Origin of the sequence: Serpentinimonas maccroryi (assembly GCF_000828915.1) — a bacterium.
Taxonomy (GTDB): domain Bacteria; phylum Pseudomonadota; class Gammaproteobacteria; order Burkholderiales; family Burkholderiaceae_C; genus Serpentinimonas; species Serpentinimonas maccroryi.
On record NZ_AP014569.1, the window covers coordinates 434251 to 460040 of the forward strand.

Annotated in this window: 23 protein-coding genes; 11 read left to right on the forward strand and 12 right to left on the reverse strand. The window is 66.9% G+C overall.

Features of this window, described 5'->3' with window-relative positions; genetic code table 11:
• Positions 1–22: 22 nt before the first annotated feature.
• The 6 genes from flgG to SMCB_RS01970 all read left to right on the forward strand — a co-directional run bounded on the left by flgG (position 23) and on the right by SMCB_RS01970 (position 6692).
• Entirely contained in the window at positions 23–805 is a 783-nt protein-coding gene (gene flgG / locus SMCB_RS01945) for a flagellar basal-body rod protein FlgG (protein ID WP_045534668.1), read from the forward strand.
• A gap of 90 nt (positions 806–895) precedes the next feature.
• Positions 896–1618 carry a flagellar basal body L-ring protein FlgH gene (locus SMCB_RS01950; RefSeq protein ID WP_045534670.1) on the forward strand — a complete coding sequence of 241 codons (723 nt, stop codon included), beginning with the start codon at positions 896–898 and terminating at the stop codon, positions 1616–1618.
• Positions 1619–1824: 206 nt separating this feature from the next.
• On the forward strand, positions 1825–2904 hold the full coding sequence (locus tag SMCB_RS01955; protein ID WP_171820313.1) for a flagellar basal body P-ring protein FlgI: 1080 nt from the start codon (positions 1825–1827) through the stop codon (positions 2902–2904).
• A 2-nt stretch (positions 2905–2906) separates the two neighbouring features.
• Positions 2907–3806: a flagellar assembly peptidoglycan hydrolase FlgJ gene (flgJ, locus tag SMCB_RS01960; protein ID WP_045534672.1), complete on the forward strand. Its 900-nt coding sequence runs from the start codon at positions 2907–2909 to the stop codon at positions 3804–3806.
• Positions 3807–3818: 12 nt separating this feature from the next.
• Entirely contained in the window at positions 3819–5729 is a 1911-nt protein-coding gene (flgK, locus tag SMCB_RS01965; protein ID WP_045534673.1) for a flagellar hook-associated protein FlgK, read from the forward strand.
• 12 nt (positions 5730–5741) lie between these two features.
• Positions 5742–6692, forward strand: a complete 951-nt coding sequence (locus SMCB_RS01970) for a flagellin N-terminal helical domain-containing protein (protein WP_045534674.1) — start codon at positions 5742–5744, stop codon at positions 6690–6692.
• 115 nt (positions 6693–6807) lie between these two features.
• On the opposite strand, the gene groL is transcribed toward SMCB_RS01970, so the two are convergent.
• The 3 genes from groL to ampD form a co-directional block, all read right to left on the reverse strand.
• Entirely contained in the window at positions 6808–8454 is a 1647-nt protein-coding gene (groL, locus tag SMCB_RS01975) for a chaperonin GroEL (RefSeq protein ID WP_045534675.1), read from the reverse strand.
• Between the two features lie 43 nt (positions 8455–8497).
• A complete protein-coding gene (groES, locus tag SMCB_RS01980) occupies positions 8498–8788 on the reverse strand; it encodes a co-chaperone GroES (RefSeq protein WP_029463242.1) in 291 nt (96 codons plus the stop codon).
• Positions 8789–8963: 175 nt separating this feature from the next.
• Complete coding sequence (gene ampD / locus SMCB_RS01985) at positions 8964–9521, reverse strand: 1,6-anhydro-N-acetylmuramyl-L-alanine amidase AmpD (protein ID WP_045534676.1); 558 nt, start codon at positions 9519–9521, stop codon at positions 8964–8966.
• A gap of 167 nt (positions 9522–9688) precedes the next feature.
• Here ampD and pssA point away from each other — a divergent pair, with 167 nt between their 5' ends.
• The 3 genes from pssA (at position 9689) to SMCB_RS02000 (ending at position 13802) form a co-directional block, all read left to right on the forward strand.
• Complete coding sequence (pssA, locus tag SMCB_RS01990; protein WP_082027172.1) at positions 9689–10552, forward strand: CDP-diacylglycerol--serine O-phosphatidyltransferase; 864 nt, start codon at positions 9689–9691, stop codon at positions 10550–10552.
• A gap of 220 nt (positions 10553–10772) precedes the next feature.
• Entirely contained in the window at positions 10773–12323 is a 1551-nt protein-coding gene (locus SMCB_RS01995; protein ID WP_045534677.1) for a 2-isopropylmalate synthase, read from the forward strand.
• A 183-nt stretch (positions 12324–12506) separates the two neighbouring features.
• The gene (locus tag SMCB_RS02000; RefSeq protein ID WP_052468374.1) at positions 12507–13802 is read left to right on the forward strand and encodes a D-alanyl-D-alanine carboxypeptidase family protein; all 1296 of its coding nucleotides are present in this window, start codon (positions 12507–12509) and stop codon (positions 13800–13802) included.
• A 79-nt stretch (positions 13803–13881) separates the two neighbouring features.
• Here the strand turns inward: SMCB_RS02000 and SMCB_RS02005 are convergent, their stop codons facing one another.
• From SMCB_RS02005 to nth, 4 genes are all read right to left on the reverse strand, one after another.
• The gene (locus SMCB_RS02005; protein ID WP_045537416.1) at positions 13882–14688 is read right to left on the reverse strand and encodes an IclR family transcriptional regulator; all 807 of its coding nucleotides are present in this window, start codon (positions 14686–14688) and stop codon (positions 13882–13884) included.
• Positions 14689–14873: 185 nt separating this feature from the next.
• Complete coding sequence (locus tag SMCB_RS02010) at positions 14874–15620, reverse strand: arginyltransferase (RefSeq protein WP_045534678.1); 747 nt, start codon at positions 15618–15620, stop codon at positions 14874–14876.
• Positions 15617–16402: a leucyl/phenylalanyl-tRNA--protein transferase gene (gene aat, locus SMCB_RS02015; protein ID WP_045537417.1), complete on the reverse strand. Its 786-nt coding sequence runs from the start codon at positions 16400–16402 to the stop codon at positions 15617–15619. Before aat ends, SMCB_RS02010 begins: the two co-directional genes overlap by 4 nt.
• Complete coding sequence (nth, locus tag SMCB_RS02020; protein ID WP_045534679.1) at positions 16399–17055, reverse strand: endonuclease III; 657 nt, start codon at positions 17053–17055, stop codon at positions 16399–16401. Before nth ends, aat begins: the two co-directional genes overlap by 4 nt.
• Before the next feature lie 47 nt (positions 17056–17102).
• Between nth and SMCB_RS02025 the strand changes: the two genes are divergently transcribed.
• Positions 17103–18320: an aminotransferase-like domain-containing protein gene (locus tag SMCB_RS02025; protein ID WP_045537419.1), complete on the forward strand. Its 1218-nt coding sequence runs from the start codon at positions 17103–17105 to the stop codon at positions 18318–18320.
• Between the two features lie 20 nt (positions 18321–18340).
• Here the strand turns inward: SMCB_RS02025 and SMCB_RS02030 are convergent, their stop codons facing one another.
• Positions 18341–18907, reverse strand: a complete 567-nt coding sequence (locus SMCB_RS02030; RefSeq protein ID WP_045534681.1) for a redoxin family protein — start codon at positions 18905–18907, stop codon at positions 18341–18343.
• Positions 18908–19063: 156 nt separating this feature from the next.
• Between SMCB_RS02030 and SMCB_RS02035 the strand changes: the two genes are divergently transcribed.
• Complete coding sequence (locus tag SMCB_RS02035; RefSeq protein WP_045534683.1) at positions 19064–20437, forward strand: TrpB-like pyridoxal phosphate-dependent enzyme; 1374 nt, start codon at positions 19064–19066, stop codon at positions 20435–20437.
• Here the strand turns inward: SMCB_RS02035 and serB are convergent.
• From serB to mfd, 4 genes are all read right to left on the reverse strand, one after another.
• The gene (gene serB / locus SMCB_RS02040; RefSeq protein WP_045534685.1) at positions 20434–21162 is read right to left on the reverse strand and encodes a phosphoserine phosphatase SerB; all 729 of its coding nucleotides are present in this window, start codon (positions 21160–21162) and stop codon (positions 20434–20436) included. The two genes, SMCB_RS02035 and serB, sit on opposite strands and share 4 nt — an antisense overlap.
• A complete protein-coding gene (locus SMCB_RS02045; RefSeq protein WP_045534687.1) occupies positions 21159–21596 on the reverse strand; it encodes a type II toxin-antitoxin system VapC family toxin in 438 nt (145 codons plus the stop codon). Before SMCB_RS02045 ends, serB begins: the two co-directional genes overlap by 4 nt.
• 4 nt (positions 21597–21600) lie before the next feature.
• The gene (locus SMCB_RS02050) at positions 21601–21852 is read right to left on the reverse strand and encodes a hypothetical protein (protein WP_045534688.1); all 252 of its coding nucleotides are present in this window, start codon (positions 21850–21852) and stop codon (positions 21601–21603) included.
• Between the two features lie 118 nt (positions 21853–21970).
• Positions 21971–25585 carry a transcription-repair coupling factor gene (gene mfd / locus SMCB_RS02055; protein ID WP_045534689.1) on the reverse strand — a complete coding sequence of 1205 codons (3615 nt, stop codon included), beginning with the start codon at positions 25583–25585 and terminating at the stop codon, positions 21971–21973.
• Positions 25586–25790: the final 205 nt, after the last annotated feature.

Here is a 25790-nt window from a genome sequence, read left to right on the forward strand (position 1 = left end):
CTTTGCACCCTAGGAGCACACCATGATTAACTCACTGCAGATCGCCAGCACCGGCATGCGCGCGATGCAAACCCAGCTCGACGTGATTTCGCACAATCTGGCCAACGTCTCGACCACGGGTTTTAAGCGCAGCAGCGCCATGTTCGAAGACTTGATCTACCAAAATCTGCGTCAGGTCGGGGCCCCCAACTCCGAGCAGGCCGAGCTGCCCACCGGTTTGCAGCTCGGGCTGGGGGTGCGCACCGTGGCCACCGCGCGCACCTTCACCCAAGGCAGCTTGCAAAAAACCGAAAACCAGCTTGACGTGGCGATCAACGGCGACGGTTTTTTCCAGATCGAAATGCCCGACGGCAGCACCGCCTTCACGCGCGACGGCAGCTTCAAGATCACCGCCGAGGGCCGCTTGGTGAACAACAGCGGCATGCCAGTGATCGGCGCGGTGACCATTCCGCGCGATGCGCGCAGCGTCACCATCGGCGCAGACGGTCAGGTGACGGTGCTGGTGGGCACCAACCCGGCGCCACAGCCGGCGGGCACGATCACGCTCGCCACCTTCATCAACCCGGCGGGGCTGGAGCCGCGCGGTCAAAACCTATTCACCGAAACCGCGGCCTCAGGTGAGGCGGCTGTGGGTGCACCCGGCAGCGAAGGGCGCGGCCCGGTGCTGCAGGGCTTTTTGGAAAGTTCCAACGTGAATGTGGTGCAAGAGCTGGTGGCCATGATCCAGACCCAGCGCGCCTACGAACTCAACTCGCGCGCCGTCCAGACCTCGGACCAGATGCTGGCGCGGCTGGCGCAGATTTGAAGCGGGTTGAAGCGATTCCGCAACCGCGCCCTTAAACCCAGCCGACCTTCCGGATTACGCATCATGAATCCCTTACTGCCGCGCAGGCCCATGGCTGTGCATTTTGTACGACCCGTACGCAGCGGCCCACGTGGGTCGGTGCTGCTGGTGACCCTGCTGGGCGCGCTGGTCTTGAGCGGCTGCGAAACCCTGTCGCAAGTGCCCCAAGTCGATCTGGTGCCGGCGCCGCGCACCCTCGACTTCCCGCAGGCGCAGGCCGCACCGGCGGCACCGCTCAACGGCAGCCTGTTTGCCGCCGCCACCTTTCGTCCGGGCTTTGAAGACCATCGCGCGCGCTTGGTGGGCGATGCGCTCACTATCCAGATCAGCGAACGCGTCAGCGCCACGCAAGAGAGCGCGACCACGGTCAACCGCAATTCGGAGCTCAGCGCTGGAGTGACCGCTTTTCCGCTGGCGCGTGCACGCGAGCTCGGGCGCTTGCGCACTGCGGCCGAGACCGAAAACAGCTTCAACGCCGACGGCTCGACCGAAGCCACCCACACCTTTGCCGGCAGCATCACGGCGGTGGTGACGCAGGTGCTGCCCAACGGGCACCTGGTGGTGGTGGGCGAAAAACAGATCGGTGTGAACCAGAACGTGGATGTGCTGCAGTTTTCGGGCACGGTCGATCCGCGCACCATCCGACCCGGCAACACGGTTCAGTCGACCCAAGTGGCCAACGTGCGCGTGCTCTCGCGCGGCCGCGGCGCGCAGGCCGATGCGCACACATTTGGCTGGTTGGCACGCTTCTTTTTAACGCTTATGCCGTTCTAAAGTTTTACACAATGGGCTCATCGGCTGCTGTTTGCAGCCGCATGCGCCGCACCGGAGTTTGTACGATGAATCGCCTACCCACCCCACGAGCCACCCGGCCCCGCGTTGCCGCAGGGCCTCTGGGTGCGGTGTGGGCGCTGGGGCCAGCGCGCCGCCGCCTAGGGTTGGCTGGGCTGTCGCTCTGGGCCGCGCTGGCTGTGTTGGCCATGGGGCTGCTGGCCGCCGCCCCCCTGCAGGCCAGCACGCGCATTCAAGACGTGGCCTCGGTGCAGGGCGTGCGCAGCAACCCGCTGACCGGCTATGGGCTGGTGGTGGGGCTCGATGGCACCGGCGACCAAGCGGCCCAAATGCCCTTTAGCGCGCAGTCGCTGCGCAACTACCTCGAGCAACACGGCCTGAGCCTGCCGCCGGGCGCCAACTTTCAGCCGCGCAACGTGGCGGCGGTGCTGGTCACGGCGCAGCTGCCGGCCTTTGCCCAGCCGGGGCAGGCCATCGATATCACGGTGTCGTCGATCGGCAATGCGCGCTCGCTGCGCGGCGGCACCCTCATCACCACGCCCTTGCGCGGGGTCGATGGCCAGATCTACGCCTTGGCACAGGGCAATTTGATCGTCGGCGGCGCCGGGGCCGCAGCCGCCGGCGCCCAGGTGGTGATCAACCACTTGAGTGTGGGTCGCATCCCCAACGGCGGCCAGGTGGAGCGCAGCGTGCCCACGCCTTTTTTGCTCGGCACCACCATCGACCTGAACCTGAACGCCGCCGACTTTCAAACCGCGCGCCGGGTGGCGCTGTCGATCAACCAAGCCAAGGGCGCGGGCACGGCGCAAGCGCTCGACGGCCGCGTGGTGCGCCTGCGCGCCCCGACCGACCCCAACGAGCGCGTCGCCTTTTTGGCCGATATCGAGCAGTTGCCGCTGCAGCTGGCGCCGCCCACGGCGCGCGTGGTGGTGAATTCGCGCACCGGCTCGGTGGTCATGAACCAGAGCGTGACCCTGGCCCCGGCGGCGGTGGCGCACGGCAACCTCACGGTCACCATCCGCGTTACGCCGCAAGTGGCCATGCCACCGCCGTTTGCCCCGCCCGGCACGCCACCGGTGGTGGTCGAACAGGCCGAGGTGCAGATCGGCCAAGAGGGCGGGGCGCTGATCCAACTGCCCGCCAGCACCCAACTCAGCGAGGTGGTGCGCGCCCTCAACGCCATGGGGGCCACGCCGATGGATCTGGTCTCGATTCTGCAAGCCTTGCGCGCGGCCGGCTCGCTGCGCGCCGAACTCGAGGTGATCTGAGCATGAACACCCAGCCTGCCGCTGCCTCGGGCGCTGCGCTGGTGCTGGCGCAGCAGCGCGGGCTGGCCGCCGACAGCAACTCGCTCAACCAACTCAACCAGCTGGCCGGGCGCGACAGCCGCGCCGCCATCCGCGAGACCGCGCGCCAGTTCGAGGCCCTTTTTATGCGCGAACTGCTCAAGAGCATGCGCGAAGCGACGATGAGTACCGGACTGATGGGCGACGAAGCCGGTGGCTTGGGCAGCCAGTTGCTCGACGAGCAATGGGCGGTCAAGCTCACCGGCCTGCCTAGGGGCTTGGGTGAAATGATCGAACGCCAACTGATGCAACAAACCCAGGGCGCGCAGGAGCCTGCCAGTGCCGGCCCGGCAGCGGCCCATGCGCCCGCTGCAGCCGTTGCCGCGCGGCCGCCGTTTGCCACCCCGAGCCAAGCCCAAGCCAGCTTCGTGGCCCAGCACCGCCAGGCGGCGCAGCAGGTCGAGCGCGAGAGCGGCATCCCGGCCAGTTTCATGATCGGCAAGGCCGCGCACGAGACCGGCTGGGGCCGCAGCCCGATCCGCAACGCCGACGGCTCCGACAGCTTCAACCTCTTTGGCATCAAGGCCACACCGGGCTGGCGCGGGCGCGTGGCCGAGATCACCACCACCGAGTACGTCAACGGCGCGCCGCAGCGCATGGTGCAGCGCTTTCGCGCCTACGACAATGCCGTCGATGCCTTTCGCGACTACGCGCGCCTGATCGGGCGCAGCCCGCGCTACGCCGAAGTGATGCAAAACCTGCACTCGCCCCACGCCTTTGCCCGTGAGGTGCAAGAGGCCGGCTACGCCACCGATCCGCGCTACGCCGCCAAGCTCGAGCGCATGATCAACGCCACCCTCAACGTCAAGCGAGCCCTGGGCTAAGCGGAGGCTGTCATGAGTTTCAACATCGGCGTCACCAGCTTATTGAGCAACCAGGCCGCGTTGCAGGTGGTTGGGCACAACATCGCCAACGCCAACACGCCCGGCTTTTCCCGCCAAACCGTGAGCTTGCAGCAAGTGCCAGGGCAGCAGTTTGGTATCGGCTATTTCGGTCGAGGGGTGCAGGTGGCTGGGGTGGAGCGTGCCTTCAACCAGTTCCTCACGCGCGAGGCCAACATCACGGCGGCGGCTTCCGAGGCATCCAAACTGCGCTATCAACGCTTGCAAGCGCTCGAAGCCCTGTTCCCCATGGGTGCCGCTGGCCTAGGGCAGCAGCTCAATGGTTTTTTGAATTCGTGGGCAGATGCCCTGGCCTCGCCCACCAACCAAACGGCACGCGCCGTGGTGCTCACGGGCGCCGACGACCTTGCACGGCGCCTCAATGGCAGCGCCGAACAGCTCGAGCAGTTGCGCACCACCACCCGCGCCCAGCTAGATGCCAGCCTTGCCCAAATCAACCAGCTCAGCGCCGGGGTTGCGCAGATGAATCAGCGCATCGTCGATGGTTTTGCTGCCGGTGTTCCGCCCAACGACTTGCTCGACCAGCGCGACCGGTTGCTGGCAGACCTGAATCGCATCATCCAAGTGCATACTTTGGAGGCCGACGACCGTTCGATGACGGTGTTTGTCGGAGGAAGCATGCCGCTGGTGCTGGGTTCACGCGCCACGGCGCTGGTGGGCTCCGAGAGCATCAGCCCCGATGGCCGTTACACCGTGGGCTTTGGCAACGCTGCCACCGTGCTCAACGACGATTTGATCGGTGGCGGCACGCTGCGCGGGGCCCTGACTTTTTTCAATGACGATGTGGCTGGCGTGAGCAACCAACTCGGGCGCTTGGCCCTGGCCACACTCGAGCTGACGAATCGCCAGCACCGTCAAGGTCTGGATTTGAATGGTCAGGAGGGGCAGGATTTTTTCCGGCCCCTTGCGGCCAGCTACTGGACCCAGGCCGTGGTGCCAGTGGTCAACACCGTGACGCCTCCTACGGCATTGAACGTGAGCGTGGGCATGGACCCTGCCGCTGACACACCGACGCAGTTTCGGGCATCGGACTACCGGGTCACTTTCACGGGTGCTGGTGCTGGCAACCTGACCCGCATCAGCGATGGCTTCAGCGTCTCCTTTGCCGCGCCGACCACCGATTTGACCTTGGACGGACTGCGCTTTGGCGGTCTGGCCAGTGGTGCTGCAGGAACCGAGGTGCTGCTGCGTCCGTTTCGGGGCGTGGCTGCTGCCATGGCGGTGAATCTGTCTGCGCCTTCGCAGCTGGCGCTGTCCAGCCCGGTGGTGGTTGCGGCGGCGGCGGGCAATTCTGGCAATGCACAAGTGGAGGCCCTGTATCGGCCCACCGGGCAAATGCCACCGTTTGCTGATGTACCGGCCACGATCACCTTTGTTGCCGGCGGCTACACCATCAACGGCGGACCTACGCAAGCTTTTGTTTCGGGCCAAGCAATAGTGGGCAGCGGTTTCAGCCTCACCCTGCGCGGCGCGCCAGCCGTCGGCGACACCTTTAACGTGCGTGAGCCGCTGCCCACAGAAAACTTGCGCCAGAATGCCGGCAACGGCCAAGCGCTGCTGGCGCTGCGCGACCTAGCGACCATCGACGGTTTTATGCTGTCGGATGGGTACATCCCGGTCTTTAGCGCCGTGGCGGCTGGTTTGCAGCGGGCGCAAACCGATTCCGAATTTCACACCCGCTTGGCGCTCAATGCCGAGAGTGCGCGCGCCAATCAGGCTGGCGTCAACCTTGACGAAGAGGCGGCGCGGTTGCTGCAGTTCCAGCAGGCTTACCAAGCCAGTGCGCGCTATCTGCAAAGCATGCAGTCGATTTTTGATACCTTGCTGGCCAGCTTTGGTCGTTAAAGGAGGGGAACCATGAGCATCACACGCGTCGCCACTGCCAATGCCTTTGATGCCAGCATCGCCCGCATTAGCCAGCGCAGCGCCGAATTCTCCGATTTGCAAGAAAAGCTCTCGGCCGGCAAGCGCGTGCTGCGCGCCAGCGACGACCCGGTGGCCGCCACCATGGCCGAGCGCGAGCACAACCGGATCTTGCGCACCGATGCCGATTTGCGCGCGCTCGAGCGCTCGCGCTCCAGTCTGCAATTGGCAGAAGGGTCCGTGGCTCAAATGGGCGAATTTTTGGCACGTTTTCAAGAACTGCTGGTGCAGGGCAGCAATTCGGTGCTGACCAGCAGCGACCGCAATTCCATCAGCCTCGAGATGCGCGGCCTGCGCGAACAGGTGCTGAACCTGGCCAATGTGCAAGACGCCGAGGGCAACGCTTTGCTCGGTGGTTTGGGCGTGACCAACGCCAGCGGTCGGCCGTTTGAGCAAGTCGGGCCGCCGACCGGCGTCACGACGCGCCTGCTCGCCGGGCAAGCGGCGGCGACCGAAGTCGGGCTGCCCAACCGCGTCGATGGCGATTTTGCCTTGAACAACTTGGCCTCAGCCGACCCTGGAGTGGTGGGCAACACCGACCTGTTTGCCATCATGCAGCGCGCCATTGACACGCTCGAAGACACGGGCTTGAGCGCAACCGCGCGCACGGCAGCGCTGGCGCATGTCAACGCCGATTTACAAACCGGCCAAGACCGTTTGCTGCTGGTGCGCGGCCGTTTGGGCGAATTGCTGCAACGTGCCGACAGCATCGACAGCATGTTGCAAGACCGCTCGCTGGCTGGGCAGCAGGCCCTGTCGCAACTCACCGACCTCGACATGGTGCGCGCGATCTCCGATTTCCAAACGCGGCAACTGGGGCTGCAAGCAGCGCTGCAGTCTTACGCTCAGGTGCAGCGTTTGTCGTTGTTTCAGTTCATCGCCTGAGTTTGCGGCGCGCACAAAAAAAGCCGGGAGGCTCTGCAGCTCCCCGGCTATTTTGGTTCGCCAGCCCCGAACCCAGAAGGCCCGTGCTGGCGACCAGTGGCTCACGCCAGCGACATCACATGTCCATGCCGCCCATGCCGCCCATACCACCCATGCCGCCGCCCGGCATGGCCGGTGCGTCGTCTTTGGGGGCTTCGGCCACCATGGCCTCGGTGGTCAGCATCAGCGCCGCCACCGACGCAGCGTTTTGCAGCGCCGTGCGCGTGACCTTGGTCGGGTCCAGAATGCCCATGTCGATCATGTCGCCATAGGTGTCGTTGGCGGCGTTGAAGCCGTAGTTGCCCTTGCCGGCCAGCACCGAGTTGACGACCACGCTGGGCTCGCCACCGGCGTTGGCGACGATGATGCGCAGTGGCTCTTCGACCGCGCGCAGCACCAGCTTGATGCCGGCTTCTTGGTCGGCGTTGTCGCCCTTGACCGCGCCGATGGCTTGGCGTGCACGCAGCAGCGCCACGCCGCCGCCGGCCACAATGCCTTCTTCCACGGCCGCGCGGGTGGCGTGCAGCGCGTCTTCAACGCGGGCTTTCTTCTCTTTCATCTCGACTTCGGTGGCGGCACCGACCTTGATCACCGCCACGCCGCCGGCCAGCTTGGCCACGCGCTCTTGCAGCTTCTCACGGTCGTAGTCGCTGGTGGCTTCTTCGATCTGGATGCGGATCTGCTTGACGCGCGCTTGGATGTCGTCTTCAGCGCCGGCACCGTCGATGATGGTGGTGTTTTCTTTGCCCACTTCGATGCGCTTGGCTTGGCCCAGATCGGCCAGCGTGACCTTCTCGAGCGTCAGGCCGACTTCTTCGGCGATCACTTTACCGCCGGTCAGGATGGCGATGTCTTCCAGCATCGCTTTGCGACGGTCGCCAAAGCCCGGGGCCTTGACCGCCACCACTTTCAGGATGCCGCGGATGGTGTTGACCACCAGCGTGGCCAGCGCCTCGCCTTCCACGTCTTCGGCAATGATCAGCAGCGGGCGGCCGGCCTTGGCCACGGCTTCGAGCGTGGGCAGCAGGTCGCGGATGTTGCTGATTTTCTTGTCGAACAGCAGCACGAAGGGGTTGTCCAGCAGCGCCGCTTGTTTTTCGGGGTTGTTGATGAAGTAGGGCGAGAGGTAGCCACGGTCGAACTGCATGCCTTCGACGATGTCGAGCTCGTTGTCCAGGCTCTTGCCGTCTTCAACCGTGATCACGCCTTCTTTGCCGACCTTGTCCATCGCCTTGGCGATGATGTCGCCGATGCTGGCGTCGGCGTTGGCCGAGATCGCGCCCACTTGAGCGATTTCTTTGCTGGTGGTGGTGGGCTTGGAGGCTTTCTTCAGCTCTTCGACCAGGGCGGTGACGGCCTTGTCGATGCCGCGCTTGAGGTCCATCGGGTTCATGCCGGCGGCCACGTACTTCATGCCTTCGCGCACGATGGCTTGGGCCAGCACCGTGGCGGTGGTGGTGCCGTCACCGGCGTTGTCGCTGGTCTTGGAAGCGACTTCCTTGACCATCTGCGCGCCCATGTTTTGCAGCTTGTCTTTGAGCTCGATTTCTTTGGCCACCGAAACACCGTCTTTGGTCACGGTGGGAGCGCCGAAGCTGCGCTCGAGCACCACGTTGCGGCCTTTGGGGCCCAGGGTCACCTTCACGGCGTTGGCCAGGATGTTCACACCCTCGACCATGCGGGCGCGGGCTTCACCGCCGAAAACTACATCTTTTGCTGCCATTTGTTGCTATCCTTGAAATTTGTGGGGGTGGATGGGGCGCGCTTCAGCGCACGACGACCGCGAACAGGTCGTCTTCTTTCATGACCAGCAGCTCGTCGCCATCGACCTTGACGGTCTGGCCGCTGTACTTGCCAAACAACACGCGGTCGCCGACCTGCACGCTCAGGGCTTTGGTTTCGCCTTTGTCGTTGGTCTTGCCCGGGCCGACGGCCAGCACTTCACCTTGGTCGGGTTTTTCGGCGGCGTTGTCGGGGATCACGATGCCCGAAGCGGTTTTGGTTTCCTGTTCCAAGCGCTTGACGATCACGCGATCGGCGAGGGGGCGAAGTTTCATGGGTTCTCCTGTCACAAAAAAGGCACACACAAAGGTGCGGTTGCTACGAAAGTCGTGGGGGCCGGCCGCGGCTGCCTTGGGCAGGCCGCCGACCGAGGCCGTTGTTAGCACCAACCACCAACGAGTGCTAATGATAAGGGCGCAGCGCCGCTTTTCAAGGGGGGGTGGCGAAAATCTACGCTTGGTCTTGCGGCCACAGCCCGGCCAAGCGTTCGCGCGGCCAGCCGGTCAGGCGCTGCAGCAGCGCCCAGTCGAAGCCCGGCCCGGGGTCGGCCTTGCGCCCAGGGGCGATGTGCTGGTGCCCGGCCACGTGCTCAATCGGGTAGCGCGCCGCGAGCTCGAGGCACAGCGCGGCCAGCGTTGGGTACTGGGCTGGCTCGAAGGGCTCGCCTTCCAGGCCTTCGAGCTCGATGCCGATGGAAAAATCGTTGCAGTTGGGCCGGTCCTGCCACTGCGAGGCCCCGGCATGCCAGGCGCGGCGCTCGCAGTCCACAAACTGCAGCAGCTCGCCGCAGCGGCGAATGAAGTAGTGCGCCGACACCTGCAGGCCCCGGATCGACTCAAAGTAGGGGTGCGCGCCCCAGTCCAGCGTGCCAGCAAACAGTTGCTCGACCTGCGGGCCGCCGTACTGCCCCGGCGGCAGGCTGATGGAGTGCAACACCAGCAGCGTGATGCGCGCCTGCGGCGGGCGCGCGCCGTGGTGCGGGCTGGGGCAGCGGCGGGGGGTGGGCATGGGCACGGCGGAAGGGCTTTAGGACAAAGGCGGGTTGGGGGCGGTGAGGTTCAGGATATTGAGTCTAGCTGGAGTGGGCGGCACATTTACCCGAGTCAGTCCAGATAAGGGTGTCAGCCCAGATGTCGATGTCCAGATGCCGAGCGCACTGGCTTACACTTGCCGCCATGCAAGCCGATGCCAGCCCCCCACCTGCCCCCAAGCCCGAGCCCGATTCGGGGGCCTGTGGAGCTGCCGCACCGCCCCCGCCCCCAAGCCTACCCCCGCCACGGCGCATCAAGGGCATCTACGTGCTGCCCAACCTGATCACACTGGCAGGGCTGTTCGGTGGGTTTTATGCCGTGGTCATGGCCATGAACGGCCGTTTTGATCTGGCCACGCTGGGTATTTTTGCGGCCATGGTGCTCGACAGCCTCGACGGCCGGGTGGCGCGCCTGACGCGCACGCAAAGCGCCTTTGGCGAGCAGATGGACTCGCTGGCCGATATGGTCTCGTTTGGCGCCGCGCCGGCGCTGGTGGCTTACGAGTGGGCGCTGTACGACCTGGGGCGCTGGGGCTGGATTGCGGCTTTTGTCTATTGCGCCTGCGCGGCGCTGCGGTTGGCGCGCTTTAATGTGAACACCGCCGTGGTCGATCGGCGCTACTTCCAGGGCCTGCCCTCGCCGGCGGCGGCGGCGCTGGTGGCGGGCTTCATCTGGCTGGCGACCGAGTTCGAGGTCAGCCCCCCCGATCTGGTCTGGCCGATGTTCGCCCTCATGCTTTACGCTGGGCTGACCATGGTCTCCAACATCCCCTTTTACAGCTTCAAAGACCTCAACCTCAAGCGCAGCGTGCCGTTCGTGGTGATCGTGCTGGTGGCGTTGGGGATCGCGGTGATCAACATCCATCCGCCGCTGGTGCTGTTTGGCCTGATCGCCGGCTATGCCGCCTCGGGCTACGTGGTGTATGGCTGGCGCAAGCTGCGCGGCGAGCCCACCAGCGTGGTGAGCACCAGCACCCACGACCCAGACGAAAAAGACCTTCACCGCTGAAGGTGATAGGCAGGGGCAATCATCCGCCCGGCTGGGCATGTTATATTGACTACATGCAAAACCTGCGCGCGCTATCGCTACTACCCTTGTTCCACCACGGGTCGGCGAGCTAGCGCACGCCTTTTTTGCACAACGGCCCGTTTGCACCCGCAGCGGGCCGTTGGTGTTTTAGGGGCTGCGGGCAACACCAGGTTGCGGTCACACCGCTTGGAGCACTCACATGAGCGACAAACTGATCATTTTTGATACCACCTTGCGCGACGGCGAGCAGTCGCCCGGCGCTTCCATGACCAAGGACGAGAAGCTGCGCATCGCGCGCCAGCTCGAGCGCCTGAAGGTGGACGTGATCGAGGCTGGCTTTGCCGCCGCCTCCAACGGCGACTTCGAAGCCGTCAAGGCCATCGCCGACGCCATCAAAGACAGCACCGTCTGTTCGCTGGCGCGCGCCAACGAACGCGACATCAGCCGCTCGGCCGAGGCGCTGGCCGGCGCGCGCAGCGCCCGCATCCACACCTTCATCGCCACCAGCGCGCTGCACATGGAAAAAAAGCTGCGCATGACGCCCGAGCAGGTGTTTGAGCAGGCGCAGCAGGCGGTGCGGCTGGCGCGCCAGCTCTGCCCCGACGTCGAGTTCAGCCCCGAAGACGGCTACCGCAGCGACCCCGACTTTTTGTGCCGCGTCATCGAGGCGGTGATCAGCGCCGGCGCGCGCACCATCAACATCCCCGACACCGTGGGCTACGGCGTGCCCGAACTCTACGGCCACTTCATCCGCGACCTGCGCGAGCGCGTGCCCAACTCCGACCTCGCGGTCTGGAGCGTGCACTGCCACAACGATCTGGGCATGGCGGTGGCCAACTCGCTCGCCGGCGTCAAGATCGGCGGCGCGCGCCAGGTCGAGTGCACCATCAACGGCTTGGGTGAGCGCGCCGGCAACTGCGCGCTCGAAGAAATCGTCATGGCCATCAAAACGCGGCGCGATTACTACGGCCTTGAAGTCGGCATCGACACCACGCAGATCGTGCCCGCCAGCCGCATGGTCAGCCAGACCACCGGCTTTGTGGTGCAGCCCAACAAGGCCGTGGTCGGGGCCAACGCCTTTGCCCACGCCAGCGGCATCCACCAAGACGGCGTGCTCAAGGCGCGCGCCACCTACGAGATCATGCGCGCCGAAGACGTGGGCTGGAGCGCCAACAAGATCGTGCTCGGCAAGCTCAGCGGCCGCAACGCCTTCAAGCAGCGCCTCGACGAGATCGGGATCGCGCTGCACAGCGAAGTCGAGCTCAACGCCGCCTTTGCCAAGTTCAAAGAGCTGGCCGACCGCAAGTCGGAAATCTTTGACGAAGACATTCTGGCGCTGGTCAGCGACGAGAGCGTGACCCCCGATCAGGAGCATTACGCGCTGGTGGCGCTGGCCCAGCACAGCGAGACCGGCGAGCGCCCGCAGGCGCGGGTGGTGTTCACCATCGGCGGCAAAGAGTACTGCGGACAAGCCGAGGGCAACGGCCCGGTGGATGCGTCGCTCAAAGCCATCGAGACCCACGTGCACAGCGGCGCCGAGTTGCAGCTGTATTCGGTCAACGCCATCACCAGCGGTTCGACCGAGAGCCAGGGCGAAGTCACGGTGCGGCTGCAGCACGCAGGCCGGGTGGTCAACGGCGTGGGCTCCGACCCCGACATCGTGGTCGCGTCGGCCAAAGCCTACCTGAGTGCCCTCACCAAACTGCACAGCAAGGCCGAGCGGGTGCAGGCGCAGGGCTGGCCGGTCTGAAGCGCAAGCCGCCCGGGCTGCGCTGCGTGGGCCTTGAGCGGCCTAGGGAAAACCCTTAAACGGCCGCAAAAATCTTGTGATGAGGGCTTAAAAACCCCTCACAAGCGCCTGAATCTGGATTGGTTTTTGATTTTTCTCTCTATACTGGCAGGCCCAGCGCCTGTTTCTAGAGGGTAGAAAAACATGAACCGATACCAATTTGTGCTGCGCCCAGGCTGGTCGGCGGCCCTGCTGCTCGGGTGCACGGGTTTGCTGCTGCCCGTGCACGCCCAAACGCCTTTTCCTGCCAAGCAGCGCGTGGCGGCGCCCGAGGTGCGCATCGAGGGGGCTCGGGCCGCGCCTGTTCAGGTGAACAGCCCCCGGGCCGAGCGCGATCGCGCCACAGCGCCGCAGGCCAGCCGCCCCAGTGTCGCCCCAGCCAGTGCGGCTAGGCCCGAGTCTGCAGGGCAGCGCTTCGCCGCCAAAGAACAAATCGCAACCGACGCGCAGATCGAGCGTGCGCGCCATGCGGCGGCACAGTCGCAGCGGGTGTCGGTGGTGGTTGCGACGGCACCGACCCAGCCGCTGCCTGCAACTGCGCTTGCCGCCCCCGCTGCGCCTGCTGCGGCCAGCGAGCGCGCCAGCCCGATGCAGGCCGAGCGCTTGGGCTTGCGTGTGGCCGACGACCCGCTCGAGCTCGATTCGGGCGTGGCGCTGCTGGTGGATGCCAACACGGGCGAAATTTTGCTCGGCAAAAACGACACCGTGGTGCTGCCCATCGCCTCCATCACCAAGCTCATGACCGCGATCATCGTGGTCGATGCCCGGCAGGATTTGAACGAAGTCCTGACCATCTCCCAGGCCGACGTCGATCGGCTGCGCGGCAGCGGCTCGCGCTTGCCGGTGGGGGCCGAGCTCACGCGCGGCCAAGCCCTGCATCTGGCGCTGATGTCGAGCGAAAACCGCGCCGCCCACGCGCTGGCGCGCCATTTCCCCGGTGGGGTGCAGCAGTTCGTGCGGCAAATGAACCGCAAGGCGGTGGAGCTGGGCATGCACGACACCCACTTCGCCGACCCCACCGGTTTGTCGGGCGGCAACCGCTCCAGCGCCCGCGACTTGGCCATGCTCACGGCGGCCAGCTCGCACCGCCCCTTGGTGCGCGAGTTGTCGGTCTCGCCGCAGTACCAACTGGCGCTTGGGCCGCGCACGATCACCTACCGCAACAGCAACATGCTGGTGCGCAACGGCGACTGGGAAATCAACCTGCAAAAAACCGGCTTCATCCGCGAGGCCGGGCGCACGCTGGTGATGCAAGCCGATGTGTCGGGGCGTTCGCTCATCTTGGTGCTGCTGGGCGCCAGCGGCAGCCAGGCGCGCGCCACCGACGCCGAGCGGCTGCGCCGCTGGGTGTTGCGCAGCCTGTTTTCGAGCGGCCCGCTGCCGGCCGATGCGGTGTCGGCCAGTGAGCGCGAGCGCTCGGGGCTGCGGCAACCGAGCTAAACGCCAGACGCGGCACGCTTGATCGGGGGTCTGCCCTGCAGTGGGGCACCCAATCAGGCCATGGCACCAAGCATGCGCATCAGGGCAGGTTCGGTTCGGCTTGCCAGCCCAGCGCGGCGCTGATCTGCCCCGCAGTGGCGCGCAGCTTGGGCAGCCAGCTTTCTTCGAGCCGATCGGCCGGGGCCGAGATCGACAAGCCCGCCACCAGCCGGCCTTGGTCGTCGTATATGCCGGCGGCCATGCAACGCACCCCCAGCTCCAGCTCCTCGTTGTCGCGCGCCACGCCGTGGCGGCGGCACAGCGCCAGTTCGCGCTCCAGCAAGGGCAGCTGGGTGATGCTGTTGCGCGTTTGGCCCATCAGGCCGGTGCGGCTGGCGTAGGCGCGCAGGCGCTGCGGATCGTCGGCGGCCAAGAACAGCTTGCCGACCGAAGTCAGGTGCAGCGGCGCCCGGCCCCCGATGGCGCGCACCACCTGCATGCCCGAGCGCTCGCTGTAGGCGCGTTCCACGTAAATGATTTCGTCGCCTTGGCGCACGCTCAGGTTGACCGGTTGCTGGATTTGTTTGTGCAGCTCGCGCATGGGCAGCAGCGCCGCGTCGCGCACGCTCAGGCGGCCCTTGACCAAGTTGCCGAGCTCGAGCAGGCGCATGCCCAGCCGGTAGGCCCCGGGTTCGGGCCGCTCGACCAAGCGCCCCAAAGCGAGGTCGTTCAGGATGCGGTGCGCCGTGGAAGGGTGCAAGCCGGTGCGCTCGCTGATCAGCTTGAGTGGCACCGGCTCTTCGTGCGCGGCCAGCACCTCGAGCAGCTGAATGATGCGTTCGATCACCTGCACGCTGGGCTTGGGCGGCGAGATGGGCAGGGGAGCGCTGTGCGGAATGCGGTTCATGGTGCGTAGCCCTTGGCAGAAAGCATGGCAGCGCATTTTACTTGGTGAAAAGCCATCCCGCGCTAGCCATTCCACGCTAGGTATGGCGCGCTTGTGTCGGTGTGCACGCGGTGGCGCGCGATGGGTGGTGTGCATGCGCCGGTACACCCAAGCCACGCACCAGGCTGGTACACCGCCAGCGCAAGCTAACTGGCAGGCGGCGTTTGCCAGCGCCCACCGAGCAGCAACTGGTGCGGCTGAAAGCGGCTTTTGTAGCTCATCTTGGGGCTGGCCTCGATCCAGTAGCCCAGATAGAGGTAACGCAGCCCCAGCTGACGCACCTGTTCGAGTTGCCACAGCACGCTGTAGCTGCCGTAGGCGGCGCTGGGGTCGGCGGGGTCGTAGAAGGTGTACACGGCGGACAGGCCGTCTTCGAGCACATCGAGGATCGAGACCATGCGCAAGGCCTCGGCGCCGCCATCGGGCGCCGGCTCGTTGAACTCGACCAGCCGCGTGTCGGCGCGGCTTTGCAACAGAAACTGGCGGTACTGTTCGAGGTCGTCGTGGTCCATGCCGCCACCGGGGTGGCGCTGGCGTTGGTAGCGCAAGTACAGATCGTAGTGCGCCGGCCGCAGGCCCAGCGTGAGCACGCGCGCTTGCAGGTGGGCGTGGCGCTTCCAAGCGCGGCGCTGGCTGCGGCTGGGCGCAAAGGCTTGCGCGTCCACGCGCAGCGGCACGCAGGCTTGGCAGCCGTCGCAGTGCGGCCGGTAGGTGTAGAGCCCGCTGCGCCTAAACCCTTGGGCCACCAGTTGCGCGTAGGTGTCGCCCCGGATCAGGTGACTGGGCGAGGCCACGAGGGAGCGCGCCGTGCGCTCGTTCAAGTAGCTGCACGGGTAGGCGGCGGTGGCGTAAAACTGCACGGCTTGCAGCGGGAGTTCCTGCGGGTGCGTCACGGCGGTGGGGGTTGGGTGCTGGGGTTGGGAGCCAACAGGGTTTGCCAGTGTACGGTTTCGAAGCGCCAAAGCGGGCTGGGCGCAGCCATGGCCTGTTGGGCGCTGCGCAAAAATTCGCTGCGCGACAGGGTGCGGGCACCGAGTGAGGCCAGGTGCGCGGTGTCTTGCTGGCAGTCGATCAACGGCACCTGCCAGGCGCGGGCGCACGCCACCAGCGCCGCCAGCGCGATTTTGGAGGCGTTGGGGCGGCGGCTGTACATCGATTCGCCAAACACCATGCGCCCCAAGTTGACGCAGTACAGGCCGCCGACGAGTTCGCCCCGGTGCCAGGTCTCGACGCTGTGCACGCTGCCGGCCTGGTGCCAGGCCAGATAGGCGTCGATCATCGGCGGCACGATCCAGGTGCCGCGCTGGCCGTGGCGCGGGCTGTGGGCGCAGGCGCGCAGCACGTGCTCGAAGGCGCTGTCGATGCGGATCTCGAGCTCACCCGAGCGCAAGCCGCGCCGGATCTCTTTGCGCAACGAGGGGTGGAGCCTAAAGTCGGCCGGGCGCAGCGCCATGCGCGGGTCGGGGCTCCACCACAGGATGGGTTGCTCGCCGCTGAACCAGGGAAAGATGCCGCTGGCATAGGCGCGCGTCAAGGTGGCGCAGTCGAGCGCGCCACCGGCGGCCAGCAGACCCGGAATCGGGTCGCCCTCTGCCCAAGCCTGCTCGACCGGCGGAAAAGCCTGCCCCGGCTCCAACCAAGGCAGGGCGAGGCGTGGGCCGGGCGGGTGGCTCATGGGCGTGGTGGGGCTGAGGCCGCCGCATTTGGTGGCGCCGAGTCGCACCATGCTACCACGTGGCACTGGCCGCACAGGGGCGCGCGCGCCCGGCAGACGTAGCGCCCGTGCAGGATCAGCCAGTTGTGGGCGTGGCGCAGATACGCCGGCGGGATGCGCGCCAGCAAGCCGTGCTCCACCTCGAGGGGCGTGCGCCCCGGCGCCAAGCCGCTGCGGTTGGCGAGCCTAAACACGTGCGTGTCCACCGCCAGCGTGGGCTCGCCAAAAGCCACGTTGAGCACCACATTGGCGGTCTTGCGCCCGACGCCGGGCAGGGCCTCGAGCGCGGCGCGGCTGCGCGGCACCTGGCCGCCGTGGCGCTCGATCAGCAGCTGGCAGGTTTGCAGCAAATGGCGCGCCTTGCTGCGGTACAGCCCGATGGACTGGATGTGCGCCTGCACCCCCTCGAGCCCGAGGGCCAGCATCTGCGCCGGCGTGGAGGCGGCGGCAAACAGGGTGCGGGTGGCGCGGTTCACGCTCACGTCGGTGGCTTGGGCGCTGAGCAGCACCGCGCACAGCAGCTCAAAGTCGCTCTTATACTCCAGCTCGGTTTCGGGCTCGGGGTTGGCTGCCGCCAAGGCGGCAAAGAACGGCTCGATGTGTACTGGTTCCATGGCGAGGATTTTCACCCATGAGCGCACCCCATGCGACACCCAATGCGATCCGTTTTGCTGATCGCCTATCGCAGGTCGAGACATCGGCCATCCGCGAGCTGTTCAAGCTGCTGGGCCAGCCCGGCATCATCAGCTTGGCGGGCGGCTTCCCCGACGCGGCGCTGTTTGACGTCGAGGGCATTCGCGCCGCCAGCGAGCGCGCCCTGAGCACCGACCCAGCCGCCGCCTTGCAGTACGGCGCCACCGAAGGCTACCAGCCGCTGCGCGAGCAGCTGGCGGCGCTCATGGCCGGCAAGGGGGTGCAGGGGCTGGCGCCCGAGCAGCTCATCGTCACCACCGGCAGCCAGCAGGCGCTGGACCTGATCGGCAAGACGCTGATCTCGCCCGGCGACAAGGTGATCGTCGAGGGGCCGACCTTTTTGGCCACGATCCAGTGCTTTCGCCTCTACGGCGCGCAGTTGATCACGGCCCCGATCGACGCCGACGGCGTCGATGTGCAGCGGCTCGAGGCGCTGATCGCCGAGCACCGGCCCAAGTTCGTCTATCTGGTGCCCAGCTTTGGCAACCCCAGCGGCGCGCTTTTGAGCCTGGAGCGGCGCCGGCGCGTGCTCGAACTGGCGCTGCGCACCCAAACCCCGATCGTCGAGGACGACCCCTACGGCGACCTGTATTTTGGCGCCGCGCCGCCGCCAAGCCTGCTGGCCCTGAGCGCCGAAGTGGCGGGCAGCCGCGACTGGCTGCTGCACTGCGGTTCGCTGAGCAAGGTGCTCAGCCCCGGGCTGCGCATCGGCTGGCTGGTGGCGCCGCCCGAGCTGCTGGCCAAGGCGGTGATGTGCAAGCAGTTCAGCGACGCCCATACCAGCACCTTTGCCCAAGCCACGGCGGCGCAGTACCTGCAAGGCGGCCGCTTGGCGGCTGCGCTGGCGCGGGTGCGCGTGGTCTATGCCGAACGCGCCCAAGCCTTGGGTGCCGCGCTGCGCAGCGAGCTCGGGGCGGCGATCGACTTTGTGCAACCACAGGGCGGTTTGTTCATCTGGGCGCGCCTCACCGGGGCCGGCGGGGCCTGCGCCGACGGCCAAGCGCTGGCGCAGCGCGCCGTGCAGCAAGGCGTGGCCTTCGTGCCGGGGCGGCCCTTTTATGCCTGCGACCCCGACTTGGCCACGCTGCGCCTGAGCTTTGCCACCGTGGATGCAGAGCGCATCCGCGAAGGGGTGGCGCGGCTGGCGCGGGCGCTCAAAGCGGGCTGGGAGGCTGGGAGAAAGTAGGCTGAGAGGCCGCGGCGCCCCTAGAACCAGTGCGCCAGCCACAGCCGCAGCCGCATCCCGGCCCCGGTGGTGAAGCCCACGGTGGCAAAGCGCAAGCGGCCATCGGTGTCGATCACCGCAAAGGCCGGCACCGAGCGGTAGCCCAGCGCCTGCGCCAGCGTGCCGCGCGCGTCGATCACGCTCAACCACGGCAGCCCGCGCTGCTGCTGATAGCGCAGCACCTGCGCCGCCGGGCCCGATTGCATGGCCACCGTGAGCAGCGGCCAGTCCTGCCCCAGCCGCGTCACGCTGCCCTCCATGCCGCGGCAGATGGGGCACCACTCGGCCCAGAGGTAGAGCGCCACCGGCCGCGTGCCGGCGTCGGGGTGCACTAGGCGGGCAGCGGCCAAGGCCTGCGCCAAGCTGCCGCTGTGGCTGCTGCCATCGCGGCCCAGCCACTGCACCGGCTGGTTGAGGTCGAGCACGGCCGGCACCGCGCGCGTCTGCCAGGCTTGCACGCCCAAAAACACCGCCAGCACCAGCGCCACGGTGAGCAGACGCGAGCGCCAGCGTTGCCAGCGCGAGGGTGGGGTGGCGGGGGTATTCATGTGTGCCCGATTGTCGCCGCTCTGGCCCCGGTGTGCTGGCGTGCTGGCCAGTAGGCTCCAACGGCGTGCTACATTGGCGCTGTGCAGCAGCAGAGCTGTGCCCACTGGTGTCTGCGCGCTCGCCCCTACTGCCATTGCCACCAAGGAGATCGCATCTTGACCCAAACCACCAAGTACCTGCTCGACGAAAGCCAGCTGCCGCGCAGCTGGTACAACATCGCCGCCGATTTGCCGCAGCCCGCGCCGCCTGTGCTGCATCCGGGCACCTTGCAGCCCATAGGCCCCGACGACTTGGCGCCGCTGTTCCCGCTCGAGCTGATCAAACAAGAGGTGAGCACCGAGCGCGAGATCGAAATCCCCGAGCCGGTGCGCGACATCTACCGCCTCTGGCGTCCGGCGCCGCTGTACCGCGCGCACCGGCTGGAAAAACTGCTGGGCACGCCGGCCAAAATTTTTTACAAATACGAGGGCGTGAGCCCAGCCGGCAGCCACAAGCCCAACACCGCCATCCCGCAGGCTTTTTACAACCAGCAAGCCGGCGTCAAGCGCCTGACCACCGAGACCGGGGCCGGCCAGTGGGGCACCTCGCTCGCCTTTGCCGGCTCGCTCTTCGACCTCGAGGTGCTGGTGTTCCAGGTGCGCGTGAGCTACGACCAAAAGCCCTACCGCCGTGCCGTCATGGAAACCTACGGCGCGCGCTGCGTGGCTTCGCCCTCCACCGAGACCGTTTATGGCCGCAGCGTGCTGGCGCAGCGCCCCGAGCACCCGGGTAGCCTCGGGATTGCGATCTCTGAAGCCGTGGAGCTGGCGGTGCAGCGCGAGGACACCAAGTACGCACTCGGCTCGGTGCTCAACCACGTGCTGTTGCACCAGACCGTGATCGGGCTGGAAGCGATGCAGCAATTGCAGATGGCCGACGCCTGGCCCGACGTGGTGGTGGGCTGCACCGGGGGCGGCTCGAACTTTGCTGGCTTGGCCTTTCCGTTCATGGGCGACGCGCTGCGCGGCGGCCGCAAGGCGCGCATCGTGGCGGTGGAACCGGCGGCTTGCCCGTCGCTCACGCGCGGGCGCTACGCCTACGACTTTGGCGACACCGGCCACCTGACGCCCCTGACCAAGATGCACACCTTGGGCAGCACCTTCACGCCGCCGGGTTTTCATGCCGGGGGCTTGCGCTACCACGGCATGGCGCCGCTGGTGAGCCACTGCAAAGAGCTGGGTTTGCTCGAAGCCGTGGCCTACACCCAAGGCGAGTGCTTTGCCGCCGGGGTGGCGTTTGCGCGCGCCGAAGGCATCGTGCCCGCACCCGAGGCCAACCACGCCGTCAAGGGCGCGATCGAAGAGGCGCTGCGCTGCAAGCGCGAGGGCCGCAGCGAGACGATTCTGTTTGGCCTGTGCGGCCACGGCCACTTCGACATGGCCTCGTACCAGAAGTACTTTGCCGGCGAGCTCAAGGACGAAGCCTACGACGAGCAAGAGCTCGCCATGGCGCTGGCCGGGCTGCCCAGCGTGCCGGGGGGTGGGGTTTAAGGCCGCACGACTTCGAGCAGGCGCTCGAGCCCGCCTTGGTTGATCGCCACGTGCGCCTGCGCGCGCACCACCGGCTTGGCCTGAAAAGCCACCGATAGCCCGGCGGCGGCCATCATGGGCAGGTCGTTGGCGCCGTCGCCCACGGCGATGCACTGCGCCGGCTCCAGGCCCAGCAAGCTGGCGACCTCGAGCAGGGTGCGGCGCTTTTCGGCGCCGTCGCAGATGTCGCCCCAGCACTGGGGCAGCAAGCGGCCAGTGAGGGCGCCGCAATTGGGGCCGCTGCGCAGTTCGAGCACGTTGGCGCGCACGAAGTCGATGCCCAACTCCGCGCGCACGCGCTCGGCAAAAAAAGTGAAGCCGCCCGAGACCAGCAGCGTTTTGAGCCCGGCAGCGCGGCAGGCGGCCGCGAGCGCGGCGGCGCCGGGGTTGAGGCGCAGCCGCTCGGCATAGACGCGCTCCATGTCGGCCACGGTCACGCCCTCGAGCAGCGCCACGCGCCGGCGCAGGCTGTCTTTGAAGTCGGTGATCTCGCCGCGCATGGCGGCCTCGGTGATGGCTGCCACCTCGGCCTTGCGGCCTACGGCGTCGGCGATCTCGTCCACGCACTCGATGTTGATCAGCGTCGAGTCCATGTCGAAGGCGATGAGCCCAAAGTCGCGCAGGCGCAGCGGTGGGTTGAAGCCCTGCACGGTCAGGCCGGGGGCGAATTCGGTGGCGGCGGTCATAAGGCGTGTGGGCTAAGCAGGGGGAGGGCGGCGCCGTCGTCGAACCAGTTGACGAGTTGCAAGCCCGGCACGCGCCCGAATTCGCGCGTGTTGCGCGTCACCAGGCACAGGCCGTGGGCCAGCGCGATGCCGGCGATGAGGGTGTCGATGGGGCCGATGGGGCTGCCTTGGGCCTCGAGCTGGGCGCGGATGCGGGCGGCTTTTTCGGCGGCGGGCGGGTCGAAATCGTGGATCCGCAAGCGCCCTTGCAGCGCCGCCAGCTTGAGCAGTTGGGTCTGCGGCTGGGCCGATTTGTAGGCGCCGCTGAGCAGTTCCCATAGCACCGGGGTGCACAGGCGGATGTCGGTGTCGCGCTGCTGCGCCATATGCTGGCGCACGGCCCCTTGGTTTTTGAAGAAGTAAATCAGGATATTGGTGTCGAGCAGGTAGGGCATGGGCTCACCAGCTTTCGCGCGGTAGGTCGGGCACCTGGCCCGCGCGCAGGGCCTCGAGGGTGGGGAAGTCGTCGTCACCGGGGTGGCCCAAGGCGTCGAGTTCGGCGTAAAAGGTGGCCCAGTCGCTCTGGTGGCGGCGCTTTTCGGCGGCCGCAAACTGGGCAAACCATTGGCTGAGCGAGAGCTGCTGGCGCGCCGCCGCTGCGCGCGCCGCTTGCAGGGCCTCGTCTTCGACGTAAATGGTCACTTGCGCCATGGCACGCTCCACAATCGATCAGGGATGCAGGCAATTATAGGTGCGAGCCACTTATATGTGTGCGCCTGTCAGCCCAAAGATATGTGTGCGCCTATGCGTGCGCGCCTCTTGTGCGTGCTTATCCCTGAACCCCCGCCGGCTCCGGCACGGCCCGCGGGGCCCCGAGCGCGCGCAGCACATCGCGCACCAGTAGCGCGCGGTCTTTGGCTTCGGGTAGGGCGCGCTCGATGCGCAGTTTGTCGTTGCCGGCGAGTTTGATGTGGCGGTTTTTTTGCACCAGGTCGATGATGCGCTGCGGATCTAGCGGCGGGTTGGGCTTGAAGCCGATCAGGATCAGGCCCGGCGTGGCATCGACCTTTTGCACGCCGTAGGGGGCGGCGAGCACGCGCAGGCGGTGCACGTCGATCAGCGTTTGCGCCTGCGGCGGCAGCTTGCCAAAGCGGTCCACGATTTCTTCGAGCAAGGCGTCGATCTGCGCGCTGGTCTTGGCGCTGGCGAGCTTTTTGTACAGGCTCAGGCGCAGGTGCACGTCGCCGCAGTAGTCGCTGGGCAGCAGGGCCGGGGCGTGCAGGTTGATGTCGGTGGTCACGCCCAAGGGGCTGAGCAGATCGGGTTCGCGCCCGGCCTTGAGGGCATCGACTGCTTCGGCCAGCATCTCGTGGTAGAGCTGAAAGCCGACTTCGAGCATGTTGCCGCTCTGGTTTTCGCCCAGCACCTCGCCCGCGCCCCGGATTTCGAGGTCGTGCATAGCGAGGTAAAAACCGCTGCCCAAGGCCTCCATCTGCCCGATGGCTTCGAGCCGCTGCTGCGCCGTTTTGCTCAGGCTGTCGATCTCGGGCACCATCAGGTAGGCGTAGGCTTGGTGGTGGCTGCGCCCGACGCGGCCGCGCAACTGGTGCAGCTGCGCCAGCCCAAACTTGTCGGCGCGGCTGATGAGGATGGTGTTGGCGCTGGGCACGTCGATGCCGGTTTCGATGATGGTCGAGCACAGCAGCAGGTTGTGGCGCTGGGCCACGAAGTCGCGCATCACGCGCTCGAGCTCGCGCTCGGGCAACTGGCCGTGGGCGACGGCGATGCGCGCCTCGGGCAGCAGCTGTTCCAGCTTTTGCTTGCGGTTTTCGATCGTTTCGACTTCGTTGTGCAGAAAATACACCTGCCCGCCGCGCTTGAGCTCGCGCAGCACGGCCTCGCGGATCACGCCATTGCCTTCGTTGCGCACGAAGGTTTTGATGGACAAGCGGCGCTGCGGCGCGGTGGCGATCACGCTCAGGTCGCGCAGCCCTTCGAGCGCCAGCCCGAGGGTGCGCGGGATCGGGGTGGCGGTGAGGGTGAGCACATCGACTTCGGCGCGCAGCGCCTTCATGGCCTCTTTGTGGCGCACGCCGAAGCGGTGCTCTTCGTCGATGATGAGCAGCCCGAGGTTTTTGAATTTCGTTTTTTCGCTCAGCAGCTTGTGGGTGCCGACGACGATATCCACGGTGCCGGCGGCGGTGCCTTGCAGGGCGGCGGTGATTTCGCGCGCACTGCGAAAGCGGCTCAGTTCGGCGATCTTCACCGGCCAGTTGGCAAAGCGGTCTTGCAGGGTCTGGTAGTGCTGCTCGGCCAGCAAGGTGGTGGGGGCCAGAAAGGCCACTTGCTTGCCGCCGCTCACCGCCACGAAGGCGGCGCGCAGCGCCACTTCGGTCTTGCCAAAGCCGACGTCGCCGCAGACCAGCCGGTCCATCGGGCGTGGGCTGATCAGGTCTTGGATCACGGCGTGGATGGCGGCTTTTTGGTCGGGCGTTTCTTCGAAGCCGAAGTCGTTGGCGAAGGCTTCGTAGTCTTTGGCCGGGAAGCGAAAGGCGTGGCCCTCGCGAGCGGCGCGGCGGGCGTAGAGGTTGAGCAGTTCGGCGGCGGCGTCGCGCACCTGTTCGGCGGCTTTGCGCCGCGCTTTATCCCACTGGCCCGAGCCCAGCCGGTGCAGCGGCGCTTCGTCGGCGCTCACGCCGGTGTAGCGGCTGATCTGGTGCAGTTGGCTCACCGGCACGTAGAGCACGGCGGCTTGGGCGTACTCGAGGTGCAAAAACTCTTGCAGCACGGGGCTGCCGTCGGGGTTTTTTTCGCCCAGATCGAGGTTGAGCAAGCCCCGGTAGCGGCCGATGCCGTGCTGGCTGTGTACCACCGGGTCGCCCAGTTGCAGCTCGCTCAGGTCTTTGATCAGCGCTTCGACGTCGCTGACCTGCTCTTGCTTTTTGCGCCGCCGGGTGCCGGGCTGGCTGGCAAAGAGCTCGGTTTCGGTGACGAAGTCGATGCCGCTGGGGGCGCTGCCTTGCTGCACCCACGCAAAGCCGCTGGCCAAGGCCGCCGTGGCTAGGCCAATGGGGGCCGGGCTGGCTTGGAAGTCGGCCAAGGACTCGAACAGCGGCGGGTTGAGGCCGCTGGCGCGCAAAAAATCGAGCAAGGTGGCGCGGCGGCCCTCGCTCTCGGCCAGCAGCAGCGCGCGCCGGGGGCTGCGCGCCAGGTGCGCTTTGAGGCGCTCGAGCGGGTCGTCGGCGGCGCGCTGGGCGGCCAGGTCGGGCAGCGGCTCGAAGGCGCTCGAGCCGGTGGGACTCGTGGCGGAGGCTTGGCTGGCGGCGGCTGGCGCTGGGTTGGTGCCGGGCCGGCCGCCTGGGTTGGACGGACTGGACGGTTCGGTTAGGCTGCTCGGGCTGGTCGGCTCTTTGGGTGGGCGCAGCGCCACTTGGGGCAGCGCTTTGGCGGCGAGGTAGAAGCCTTCGGCATCCAGAAACAGGGTCTCGGGCGGCAGCGGCGGGCGCTCGGGGTCGCCTTGGGCCAGGCGGTGGCGCTCGGCGGTGTCCAGCGCAAAGCGCTGGAAGGCCGGTTCGAGCTCGCCGTGCAGCACCAGCGTGGTGGCGCTGCCGAGGTAGTCGAACACGGTCGCGGTCTGGTCAAAAAACAGCGGCAGGTAGTACTCGATGCCGGCGCTGGCCACGCCCGCGCCCATGTCTTTGTACAGGCGGCTGCGGCTCGGGTCGCCTTCGAGCAGTTCGCGCCAGCGGGCGCGGAACTTGGCGCGGCCGGTTTCGTCGAGCGGAAACTCGCGCCCGGGCAGCAGCCGCACCTCGGGCACCGGGTACAGGCTGCGCTGGGTGTCGGGGTCGAAGGTGCGGATCGAGTCGATCTCGTCGTCGAACAGGTCGATGCGGTAGGGCACCGCAGAGCCCATGGGGTAGAGGTCGATCAGGCTGCCGCGCACCGCGTATTCGCCCGGGCCCACCACCTGGCTCACGTGCTGGTAGCCGGCGAGCGTGAGCTGGGCCTTGAGGCGGGACGCATCGAGCCGTTGCTGTTGCTTGAACTCGAAGCTGTAGGCGGCCAGAAAGGCCGGCGGCGCCAGCCGGTAGAGCGCGGTGGTGGCGGGCACCAGCACCAGATCGGCACCTTGGGCGCGGTCGCGCTGCACGATGCGCCAGAGCGTGGCCAAGCGCTCCGAGATCAGGTCTTGGTGCGGCGAAAAGCTGTCGTAGGGCAGGGTTTCCCAATCCGGGAACAGAGCGCAGCGCAGCGTGGGCGCAAAAAACGGGATTTCTTCCAGCAGGCGCTGGGCGTCGGCGGCGTCGGCGCAGACCACGGCGGTGAGCCGGCCGGTGCCGCGTTCGCGTTCGGCCAGCTGCGCCAGCCACAAGGCGTCGGCGCTGCTGGGGGGGCGGGGCACGTGCAAGCGCTTGCCGGGGCTGAGTGGGGGCAGGTTCATCGGGGGGTCTGGCGGGGTGCAGTGGCTAAGGCAAGGGCAGAGGCAGAGGGATGCGGGGCGAGGTTGTGGTTGCGGTTGCGGACGAGGACGAGGGCGAGGGCGAATTTGGCGGCGATAAAGGGCGCCTAGGGTGCAACAACGCAGCGGCTGATTTTAAAATCACGCACCGTGACCGATCCTACCGCGCCCGCCATACCCGCTTGCC

Bases quoted from the DNA above. Each gene is read 5' to 3' on its own strand.
- flgG (WP_045534668.1), top strand. From the start codon at position 23: ATGATTAACTCACTGCAGATCGCCAGCACCGGCATGCGCGCGATGCAA.
- SMCB_RS01950 (WP_045534670.1), top strand. From the start codon at position 896: ATGGCTGTGCATTTTGTACGACCCGTACGCAGCGGCCCACGTGGGTCG.
- SMCB_RS01955 (WP_171820313.1), top strand. From the start codon at position 1,825: ATGGGGCTGCTGGCCGCCGCCCCCCTGCAGGCCAGCACGCGCATTCAA.
- flgJ (WP_045534672.1), top strand. From the start codon at position 2,907: ATGAACACCCAGCCTGCCGCTGCCTCGGGCGCTGCGCTGGTGCTGGCG.
- flgK (WP_045534673.1), top strand. From the start codon at position 3,819: ATGAGTTTCAACATCGGCGTCACCAGCTTATTGAGCAACCAGGCCGCG.
- SMCB_RS01970 (WP_045534674.1), top strand. From the start codon at position 5,742: ATGAGCATCACACGCGTCGCCACTGCCAATGCCTTTGATGCCAGCATC.
- groL (WP_045534675.1), bottom strand. From the start codon at position 8,454: ATGGCAGCAAAAGATGTAGTTTTCGGCGGTGAAGCCCGCGCCCGCATG.
- groES (WP_029463242.1), bottom strand. From the start codon at position 8,788: ATGAAACTTCGCCCCCTCGCCGATCGCGTGATCGTCAAGCGCTTGGAA.
- ampD (WP_045534676.1), bottom strand. From the start codon at position 9,521: ATGCCCACCCCCCGCCGCTGCCCCAGCCCGCACCACGGCGCGCGCCCG.
- pssA (WP_082027172.1), top strand. From the start codon at position 9,689: ATGCAAGCCGATGCCAGCCCCCCACCTGCCCCCAAGCCCGAGCCCGAT.
- SMCB_RS01995 (WP_045534677.1), top strand. From the start codon at position 10,773: ATGAGCGACAAACTGATCATTTTTGATACCACCTTGCGCGACGGCGAG.
- SMCB_RS02000 (WP_052468374.1), top strand. From the start codon at position 12,507: ATGAACCGATACCAATTTGTGCTGCGCCCAGGCTGGTCGGCGGCCCTG.
- SMCB_RS02005 (WP_045537416.1), bottom strand. From the start codon at position 14,688: ATGAACCGCATTCCGCACAGCGCTCCCCTGCCCATCTCGCCGCCCAAG.
- aat (WP_045537417.1), bottom strand. From the start codon at position 16,402: ATGAGCCACCCGCCCGGCCCACGCCTCGCCCTGCCTTGGTTGGAGCCG.
- nth (WP_045534679.1), bottom strand. From the start codon at position 17,055: ATGGAACCAGTACACATCGAGCCGTTCTTTGCCGCCTTGGCGGCAGCC.
- SMCB_RS02030 (WP_045534681.1), bottom strand. From the start codon at position 18,907: ATGAATACCCCCGCCACCCCACCCTCGCGCTGGCAACGCTGGCGCTCG.
- serB (WP_045534685.1), bottom strand. From the start codon at position 21,162: ATGACCGCCGCCACCGAATTCGCCCCCGGCCTGACCGTGCAGGGCTTC.
- SMCB_RS02045 (WP_045534687.1), bottom strand. From the start codon at position 21,596: ATGCCCTACCTGCTCGACACCAATATCCTGATTTACTTCTTCAAAAAC.
- SMCB_RS02050 (WP_045534688.1), bottom strand. From the start codon at position 21,852: ATGGCGCAAGTGACCATTTACGTCGAAGACGAGGCCCTGCAAGCGGCG.
- mfd (WP_045534689.1), bottom strand. From the start codon at position 25,585: ATGAACCTGCCCCCACTCAGCCCCGGCAAGCGCTTGCACGTGCCCCGC.